This is a genomic window from Armatimonas sp. (genome assembly GCF_964826245.1).
In genome coordinates, this window is sequence record NZ_CBAYMC010000199.1 from 1 (window position 1) to 8,267 (window position 8,267).

The following is an 8,267-nucleotide window of genomic DNA, read 5'->3' on the forward strand; positions in this document are numbered from 1 at the left end:
AGGCATCGGGCTGTGGGGTGGTTCCAAAGGCAATCACACTAGGCTCCCCCATTGTCGTGTTGTCCAGCACCAGCCACTCGTCGGCCAAGGGCTGGTAAAGATCATAGAAACAGCGCAGCCCACTCTCCCACCGCCGACGAACTGTCAAATCGGGGATGGAGTGGCCGCCGGTGCGCACACGCTGATGGACACGGGCGACGGCCATCTCGGGGCTAGGCAGGTACAGAAAATAGAGACTAACATGGTAGCCCAGCCCTCGAAGAAACAGCAAACGCCCCGCCAAAGCCTTCCCCGAGAGCGTCGTCTCTAACGCAAAGTCGCGCCGCTCGCTGGCAAGAGAGTCTAGCCGCTCCAGCAATAGCCTTCCGGCAGCCACCTCGACACCAATGCTTCGTGCTTCTAGGCGCAGGCTCTTGGCAATCTCATCCGCGTTGAGATAGGGCATCTCCTCAGGAATCAGAGCCCGTGCAATTGTGGATTTCCCTGACCCGTTTGGCCCCGCCAGAACAATTAATTGCGGCACAGCGCATTTTATCAGATTATCTGTTGGAGATGTGAGAGCTATGTTTGCAAATTGTCCCTCTACGGGCGATAATGTTCGGGAGTTTTTTGTTTTATGAGTATTCTCACGGTGTCCAACCTCGCCAAGAGTTTTGGGGCAGATGTTTTATTTTCGGACATCACATTTAGTGTTGCGGCGGGACAGAAGCTCGGGCTTATCGGGCGCAATGGTGGGGGCAAGACAACCCTCCTCAAGATTCTTCTGGGGCAGGAGCTCCCCGACCCAAGCAACAACCAGCCTCCCAAGATCAATCTCGCCAACGGGCGGCGCATGGGCTACCTGCGGCAAGAAGCACCCGTGCATCCCGAGCGCACGATTGCGGAGGAGATCGAGGTCGCGCTGGAGCCGTATCGGGCGGTACAGGCACGTATCTCCGCCGCCGAGCATGCCATGAGCGATGCCACCGACGATGAATCGCTCAACAAAGCGCTGGAAGAGTACACCGAGGCGCTGGATGAGTTCGAGTCGCGCGGTGGCTATGAGATCGAGTCCGAGAAAGACGCGACCCTGATGCGCCTGGGCTTCGGCCCGGAGACGCTCGAAAAGCAAGTGGGCTCGTGCTCGGGCGGCGAGCAGACGCGCCTCGCGCTGGCAAAGCTCGTGCTCACTCGCCCGGACTTGCTGATCCTCGACGAGCCCACCAACCACCTGGATATCAGTGCGGTGGAGTGGCTGGAAGGCTTCCTGAAAGAGTACGCGGGGGCGGTGATTCTGGTGAGCCATGATCGGTATTTCTTAGATGCGGTGATTGATAGCATTGCCGAGCTGGAGTTCCAGAAGCTGACCCTCTACAAGGGCAACTACTCCCACTTCCGCCGCCAGAAAGAAGAAAAGCTCCAGCGCCAGCAGGACATGTACGATCAGCAGCAGAAAGAAATCGCTCGCCTCAACGATCTGATCAAGCGCAACATGGGCGCGAACAACACCGCCAGTATCATCCGCCACAAGACCCAAGGCCGCATCGAGCGCATGGATAAAGTCGAGGCTGTCCGCACCGACACAAGCCGCGTGAAAGCCAAGATTGACGATAAAAACGCGGGTCGTATTGGCCGTGAGGTACTGAACCTATCGGGCGTGGCGAAAGTCTACGGCGAGCGTACTCTCTTTGCCGACCTCAATGCCATTGTCGAGCGCGGCGATAGAGTGGGTTTTGTGGGTCCCAACGGGGCTGGCAAGACGACCCTGGTCAAGATGCTCCTGGGTGAAGAAGAGCCAACCGCCGGAACGATCCAGTGGGGCCACAACGTACGCACAGCCTACTTCTCCCAGCACGCCACGGACGCCCTCGATGTCCAGAAGACCGTCCTCGACACCCTGCGCGACGAAGCCCCGGCCTGGAACGAGACCCAGCTTCGTAGCTATCTGGCCCGGTTTCTGTTCATGGGCGACGATGTCTTTAAGCAGGTGCAGATGCTCTCCGGAGGCGAGAAAAACAAACTAGCGCTCTCGTGCATGCTGCTAGAGCCGTGCAACCTACTCATCCTCGACGAGCCCACCAACCACTTAGATATCGAGTCGTGCGAGACACTCGGGCAGATGCTCCAAGACTACGCGGGAACACTCTTTCTGGTCAGCCACGATAGATACTTGCTCAACGCCGTCACCAATAAGACCCTTGGGCTCACCGGAACCGGCAGCGCCGAGCTGATCGAAGGCAACTACGCCACCTGGCGCGAGCAACAAAACCCCATAGCAGTCGTCGCGCCAAAGCCCAAAGTGGCCGCAGTCGCAGCACCCCCTGTAGCACGGATGGACAACAAGTCTCGTGGAAAAATACAGGCGGCTCTGGAGAAAGCGGAAGCGCGCATCGCAACGCTGGAAGCCCGACTCGCCGAACTCGAAGACAGCCTTGGCACCGGCACCGGCGATCTGGTCGCCCTCGCTGCCGAGCACACAAAAACACAAGACGAGCTTGCCACGACGCTCACCAAGTGGGAGAGCTTAAGCGAGGAGCTGGGGTAAAATTGTGGTATGTCCAACAAGGGCTTAAGTCGTGCCAAAGAGACATCGCTTTATTTTGCAAAATGTGAGAAAAACTTAAAACCATGAGCCTACAAAAACTCTCTAGCTTTAACCGAGACTCCGCTCTGGAATTTTTGAGAATCGAACAGCTTCTGTTGTGGGAAATCAAAGCAGCTCCCATCAAGATTTCGGCATTCTTTGAGGAGAGATTGGAGCGTCTTCACCGCAATTTTGCTCTCTACAACTCGGAGAGCGCTAAAGAATTGTTGATTGATGCTTTTTGCGAAGAGGCCTTGGAACGCCGCTCACAGCTCCAGGCGTGGAAAGAGGCACCTTTGCGTAGTGACACACTGACGGGGTTTGTGGACTACTTGATCGCTCAGAAACGTGCCTACCTTGGGCCACCGCTCCTCTGTGTGGTGGAGGCAAAGAAAGACGATTTTGAGCAAGGCACAGCCCAGTGCCTCGTCTCAATGGATGCCTGTGCCTGGCAAAACGCTCAAAAGCAACACGTTATCCCGGTGTTTGGTGTTGTCACCAATGGCTCTGGGTGGCAGTTTTATCAGCGGGACTCCCTAGGAAAGTACTCTGAGTCGGTGCTCTTTACATCGGGGGATGCTCCGCACTTACTGGGGGCATTAGATTTTATCTTCGCAGAATGTGAGAAAAATCTGGTATCCTGAGGCCACTATGGCTTTTGGTGGACAATCTCAGCAGCGCTGGGGCGATAACTCAATCAATGCGGCGGACTTTATCCGCGACTTTCAGCTCACCGATCTCAACGGTCGGGTCTGTCATTCTTTTCCAACACGGGGCCGAAGCTGGATCCTCTTTGCGTTCTTTGGTCTCGATGGCCAGAGCGCACAGACGCTTCAGGCGCTGCAAAAACTGGCCGATGGCTACAAAGAGAGCGGCAAGCTGACGGTCTGGGGCATCTCCCAAGAAACGGATGAAGCGGCTGTCCGAGAGTTTGCGGCGGAGAACGGCATCTCGTTTCCGCTGATGCTGGACCACCATCTCTACCACTCCGGCCTCTACGGCATCCCCTACGCCCCTGCCGTGTTTTTAGTCGCGAGCGATGGCACGGTTCAGCGAAAAGCCCTTGGCCACAAGCCCACCGTTCTTGCCGATATGTCAAAGAGAATCGCGACATTTGCCGAGATCGCAGAGCCGGTCGAAGTCTAGGCGATGCCCACCAAGTTTGATCTGGGCGATGAGAGCCTGAGTGTCACGGCCAAATCGGAGGCCAGTGCGCAGCTCACGGTCATCAAGGACTCGCGAGATGTGGAGCGCATCCGCCAGACCATCCCGAGCACGCTTGTCTCGATGGGCTTCACGATCTGGTTTTACTCCAATTTCTACGGCTGGGCGGTCGCGGCGGGCTTGGTGCTCTCGATCTTTATTCACGAGTGCGGCCACGCGCTGGCGGCACGCCGCTACGGCCTGCCCTACATGGGAATGCGCTTTATCCCGCTGGTTGGGGGCGTGGTCTTCCACCAGAGGGGCAACACCAGTGTCACCCAGGACGCCTTTATCGGGATCATGGGGCCGGTCTTTGGAACCCTCACGGGAATCGCCTGCGCGGTGGTCTACTTCATCACCAAGACCCCTTTCTGGGGAAGTCTTGCACAGCTCAACTTCTACATGAACGCCGCCAATCTGCTGATCCCCGCTCCGCCTTTGGACGGTCACTGGCTCGCCGCCGTGTTCTCCAAAAAGTCCCGCGCGACCAAACCCGAGAAGCTCAAGTGGGCGCTTGCCTGGGCCAGCCTCGGAATTTTCCTGATCGTCAGCGGAATCCTTATCTGAAGCACGGTAGAATAACCCCATGGCCGAGTTTGTTTATGTCAACGGGGAGTTTATTCCCAAAGAGCAGGCGACGATCTCTCTTTTTGATCACGGGTATCTCTATGGCGATGGTCTTTTTGAGGGCGTCCGTGTCTATGACGGGAAAGTCTTTGAGCTACTGCCGCATGTTGAGCGCCTTCTCTCGGGGGCTCGCGCCTTAGGCTTTCCCCTCGGGGATCTGGATGAGACCAAAGCATTCGAGGCAATTGTCGCCACCTGCCGCAAGAACGACCACCGCGATGGCTACATCCGGGTCAATCTCACCCGAGGCACAGGCCTTGGGCTAGATCCCAAGCATATCGAGCCCAAAGTCAACTTCGTCATCGCCACACGCCAGCTTGCACTCTACCCCCCTGAGCTCTACGAAAAAGGGCTGGACATGATCACCTGCTCCACGCGTGTGCCGTCGCCCGACGCTATAGACGCACGGATCAAGTGCACTGGTAAGTACATCAACAATATTTTGGCTAAGATGGAAGCCAACCGAGTCGGGGCGGGTGAGGGCATCATGCTCAACCAGCAAGGCCATGTCGCCGAAGCTACGGGAGACAATGTCTTCATCCTCAACTCCGACGGTGTTTTTGTCACGCCGCATCCTTCCGCTGGCTGCCTTAAAGGCATCACCCGTGGTGTCGCGATCAAGCTGCTCCGCGAGCAGCTCGGCTGTGTGGTGGTAGAAGAAAACATGACTCTTCTCGACATCTACTCCGCCAAAGAGTGCTTCTTAACCGGAACCGCCGCCGAGATCATCCCTGCGGTTTCCCTAGACGAGCGCTTGATTGGCGACGGCAAGCCCGGCCCCAACACCGCCAAGCTTATCGAAGCCTTCCGCGCCTACACCAAGTCCACCGGCACCCTGATCTAAGGCAAAACCATTATGACTGCAACAGCACTTCACCGCTTCCAGGAACTGTGGCATCTCAAGACTACGAACGTTCCCCTGACTGACTCGGAGATGGCCGAACTTGATATTCTGGAAGCAGAAGTGCTTGCGGAAGAAGCAACCTACCTCGCACCCGCAAACGCCCGTCTTCGCGCCGAAGTAGATCATAAAGCGCAGGAAGTTGCCATTCTAGAACAGCTACTTCAACAAGCAGAAGCTCTTGTGGCCTCTCCTGACCCAAAATCAGCGGAGTGGGTGCATCAGAAAGCGGCACTACTCCACACCTATCGCAATCTTCATACTCGAAAAGACACCGAAATAGTAGCCCAATGAACTCCAGAGAACAAGTGCGAGTACGTTTCCACTTTTGCTGTGGATACTGTGACACGCACGAAACCGAAGTGGGCGCACTGCTTACTGTGGATCACTTTCACCCCTCAGCCTTCGGGGGCAGAGATACACTCGAAAACTGGATATACTGCTGTGATGCCTGCAACCGCTTCAAGGCAGACTATTGGGATACCTCCGTCCGCAAACGCCTGCTTCATCCTCTGCGAGATCAGCGTGAAGAGCATATCGTTGAAGAAGCAATTACAGCCCGCTGGATAGGCATTACATCCCGAGGCCAGTTTCATATCGAACGACTTCACTTGAACCGCCCTGAGCTGACTCGAAAACGCTACGAGAAACAACGTGAGTACTTCCGTGAAATGGATCAGCATCACCTCACTCTTCGACTTGAACGCCTCCTTTCTCAGCTAGAGCAACAATAACCCCCTAATCTAACTCCAGTCATGGGTTGAGCGGTTGCAAGATTCCTGCCTTGCAGAGCGTGTAATGAAGCATCTTCACTCGAGTCATACTCCAGAGCCCTGTCAAGGAACGAGAGAAGACTAGATCCACAAATCGGTTCCAGAAGCTGGAGAAAACGGACTCGATCCTTTGACGGATACAAGAAATCAAGGCACGGAAAGACTCCGGGGCATGGGATCGCGTCACCAGAAGGACTCCATACCTGCCTTGTTCTTTCCAAAGTAGGCTCCTTCATCGCGCAGGAGCCGAACACGAACGTGCCGGAGCGCCTTGCAGACGGGGATGGGTTTGCTATCGATCAGAAAGACGTTTCCCTCACCAGTACTGGCCAGAGCGATTTTCAGCATCAGCATCCCAATAAAGGGAGCCAAAGCGTGCAGGCATGCCAGAAACTGAGCATAGCTTGGTAGTTTAGGAAAGGCTTTGGCGAAGAAGCTCTTGGTGAGCAAATACGCCCGCTTGAGGTTAGACACTCCGAAAATGGGCTGCATGAGAGCCACGGTAATGACCTCTGCATCGGTAAATTTTGGCTGATCGTTGTTGGAGTTCCTCCACACCACAAGTTTGAAATTGCTTTTGAGAAAGTCATCCACCAGGCAAAAGACTGGTGTCATCTGAATCTCGATGGTTACGGCATCGCCGCTTGTGTTGCTATGGCTGACTGGAGTTAATCTAGCTGAGTAGCTGCTCCAGCGAGAGCTCGGCCAGCGATCCCACAATACGATCTGCGGCGGCGAGGTCCATGGTCACGGTCATGGGGTTAGGGGTAGCGATGCAGTAGCATCCGGCGGCTTTGGCAGCGGTGACCCCATTGTAGGAGTCCTCGATGGCGATGCACTCTTGTGGTTTCACGCCAAAGTGGGCAGCCGTTTTTTCATAAAGCTCCGGGTGTGGTTTGGCACGCTCGACGTGGTCACTGGTGTAGACAGCTGAGAAATGCGAGCGAAGCCCGAGGCGCTCTAAGTGCCCGTGTACCCAGTCGTAGGGTGAGGACGAGGCAAGCCCGATAGGCAGCTCTCGCGCACGCGCTTGCTCCAGCCAGTCCGTGACTCCGGGGCGGATGGGCTCGTTGTCTAGGGCGCGGTAGAATATTTTGCGGCGCTGGGCGCGGAGTTTTTCGTGATCCAGCGAAGTCCCGAGGAGCTCTTCCAGGTGCGTATAGGGATTAAACTTGGCATCCTGGGGTCCCACCCCAATTGCGGAGAGCCAGAGATTACGGGGAAGGATTTGATCGTGCTGATGGTAAATCTTCTCCCACGAGAGACACTCCGGTGTCTCGGTATCCAGTATGGTTCCATCAAAGTCAAAAATCAGTGCACGCATACCCCTTAATTTTAGCATCTTAGCGAGTTTACCCGAATGCCCCAGCAACAAGCCCTTCGTCAAACCCAGCAGCGCGTGATCATTCAGCCGCATCTGCCGCCCCGCGACCAAGCCGATGTGAAGATTGGGTGGACGTATGCCGCGATTACGTTCCCCCTGATGTTACTGACGATGCTGGCGATGATCGCGGGCTTCGGCTGGCTCGGCAGTGTGCTCTTCCACTCGCCCGAGGGTGGTCTGCTCGCGCTTCTAGGGCCGCTTGCCTTTGTCTTTATGCTCCGCAAGATCAGCGTCGTGCGCCTAGAGCTTGATGAGCGCGGGGTGCACATCAAGCGCCTCCTCGCTCCCACGGAGACCATTGCCTGGGATCAGATCGAGGAGATTTGCCCCGTGAGCCGCAAGGAGCTGGTCACGGAGGGCTGGATCTGCTGGCCTCCTAAAGAGCAGACCTTTTCGATGACGGCACAGGGGCACTACAAAATCCGCCACAAGCGCGGCACGTTCTACTTCCCTCCCGCTGATCCACAGCACTTCGAGCGTAGTGTTGCCAGCCTGCGCTCCGCTCGCCCAGCGCCGGCACTTCCTCCGAACACCGAGGTCATCTGGCGTACACTGCCCACGGAGACCAAAACACCCGCCCCTCCGAAAGAAGAGGCAGGTGCGGCGAGCAGCGCTCCCTGGTGGAAGGGCTAGAAACTACAACAGAGACTGAATATAGTTGATTTGGCCCTCTGGTTGGATCGCTCTATCACAATCCCCCGCCTCGAATCGGAATCTGATTCGCAAGGTTGGGGGGTTGTTTTGTGTCGGGTCTTTGTTTTCGTTTTTCTCCACCACGATCTTCTCTACCAGGGTATTGATCACGACCGCCCTGTC

12 protein-coding genes are annotated in these 8,267 nt (G+C 56.2%); 8 read left to right on the top strand and 4 right to left on the bottom strand.

Annotated elements, in window-relative coordinates; all coding sequences use genetic code 11:
• Nucleotides 1-523: ATPase (locus AC1XOS_RS16740; RefSeq protein ID WP_481963366.1), on the bottom strand; the 523-nt coding region annotated here is incomplete at its 3' end.
• A 93-nt stretch (nucleotides 524-616) separates the two neighbouring features.
• Between AC1XOS_RS16740 and AC1XOS_RS16745 the strand changes: the two genes are divergently transcribed.
• From AC1XOS_RS16745 to AC1XOS_RS16775, 7 genes are all read left to right on the top strand, one after another.
• Entirely contained in the window at nucleotides 617-2,524 is a 1,908-nt protein-coding gene (locus tag AC1XOS_RS16745; protein WP_481963367.1) for an ABC-F family ATP-binding cassette domain-containing protein, read from the top strand.
• A gap of 335 nt (nucleotides 2,525-2,859) precedes the next feature.
• A complete protein-coding gene (locus AC1XOS_RS16750) occupies nucleotides 2,860-3,207 on the top strand; it encodes a hypothetical protein (protein ID WP_481963368.1) in 348 nt (115 codons plus the stop codon).
• Between the two features lie 7 nt (nucleotides 3,208-3,214).
• On the top strand, nucleotides 3,215-3,709 hold the full coding sequence (locus AC1XOS_RS16755; RefSeq protein ID WP_481963369.1) for a peroxiredoxin family protein: 495 nt from the start codon (nucleotides 3,215-3,217) through the stop codon (nucleotides 3,707-3,709).
• A gap of 3 nt (nucleotides 3,710-3,712) precedes the next feature.
• Nucleotides 3,713-4,333 carry a metalloprotease gene (locus AC1XOS_RS16760; protein WP_481963370.1) on the top strand — a complete coding sequence of 207 codons (621 nt, stop codon included), beginning with the start codon at nucleotides 3,713-3,715 and terminating at the stop codon, nucleotides 4,331-4,333.
• Nucleotides 4,334-4,352: 19 nt separating this feature from the next.
• Complete coding sequence (ilvE, locus tag AC1XOS_RS16765) at nucleotides 4,353-5,237, top strand: branched-chain-amino-acid transaminase (RefSeq protein WP_481963371.1); 885 nt, start codon at nucleotides 4,353-4,355, stop codon at nucleotides 5,235-5,237.
• Nucleotides 5,238-5,249: 12 nt separating this feature from the next.
• A complete protein-coding gene (locus AC1XOS_RS16770) occupies nucleotides 5,250-5,588 on the top strand; it encodes a hypothetical protein (protein ID WP_481963372.1) in 339 nt (112 codons plus the stop codon).
• Entirely contained in the window at nucleotides 5,585-6,028 is a 444-nt protein-coding gene (locus AC1XOS_RS16775; protein WP_481963373.1) for an HNH endonuclease, read from the top strand. Before AC1XOS_RS16770 ends, AC1XOS_RS16775 begins: the two co-directional genes overlap by 4 nt.
• Nucleotides 6,029-6,250: 222 nt before the next feature.
• Here the strand turns inward: AC1XOS_RS16775 and AC1XOS_RS16780 are convergent, their stop codons facing one another.
• Together AC1XOS_RS16780 and AC1XOS_RS16785 are read right to left on the bottom strand one after the other, a co-directional pair.
• Nucleotides 6,251-6,559: a transposase family protein gene (locus AC1XOS_RS16780; RefSeq protein WP_481963374.1), complete on the bottom strand. Its 309-nt coding sequence runs from the start codon at nucleotides 6,557-6,559 to the stop codon at nucleotides 6,251-6,253.
• A 181-nt stretch (nucleotides 6,560-6,740) separates the two neighbouring features.
• A complete protein-coding gene (locus AC1XOS_RS16785) occupies nucleotides 6,741-7,391 on the bottom strand; it encodes an HAD family hydrolase (RefSeq protein ID WP_481963375.1) in 651 nt (216 codons plus the stop codon).
• 36 nt (nucleotides 7,392-7,427) lie between these two features.
• Between AC1XOS_RS16785 and AC1XOS_RS16790 the strand changes: the two genes are divergently transcribed.
• Entirely contained in the window at nucleotides 7,428-8,084 is a 657-nt protein-coding gene (locus AC1XOS_RS16790; RefSeq protein WP_481963376.1) for a hypothetical protein, read from the top strand.
• Between the two features lie 3 nt (nucleotides 8,085-8,087).
• Here AC1XOS_RS16790 and AC1XOS_RS16795 read toward each other — a convergent pair.
• Nucleotides 8,088-8,267 (bottom strand): hypothetical protein (locus tag AC1XOS_RS16795; RefSeq protein WP_481963377.1); only part of this gene is annotated, 180 nt, incomplete at its 5' end.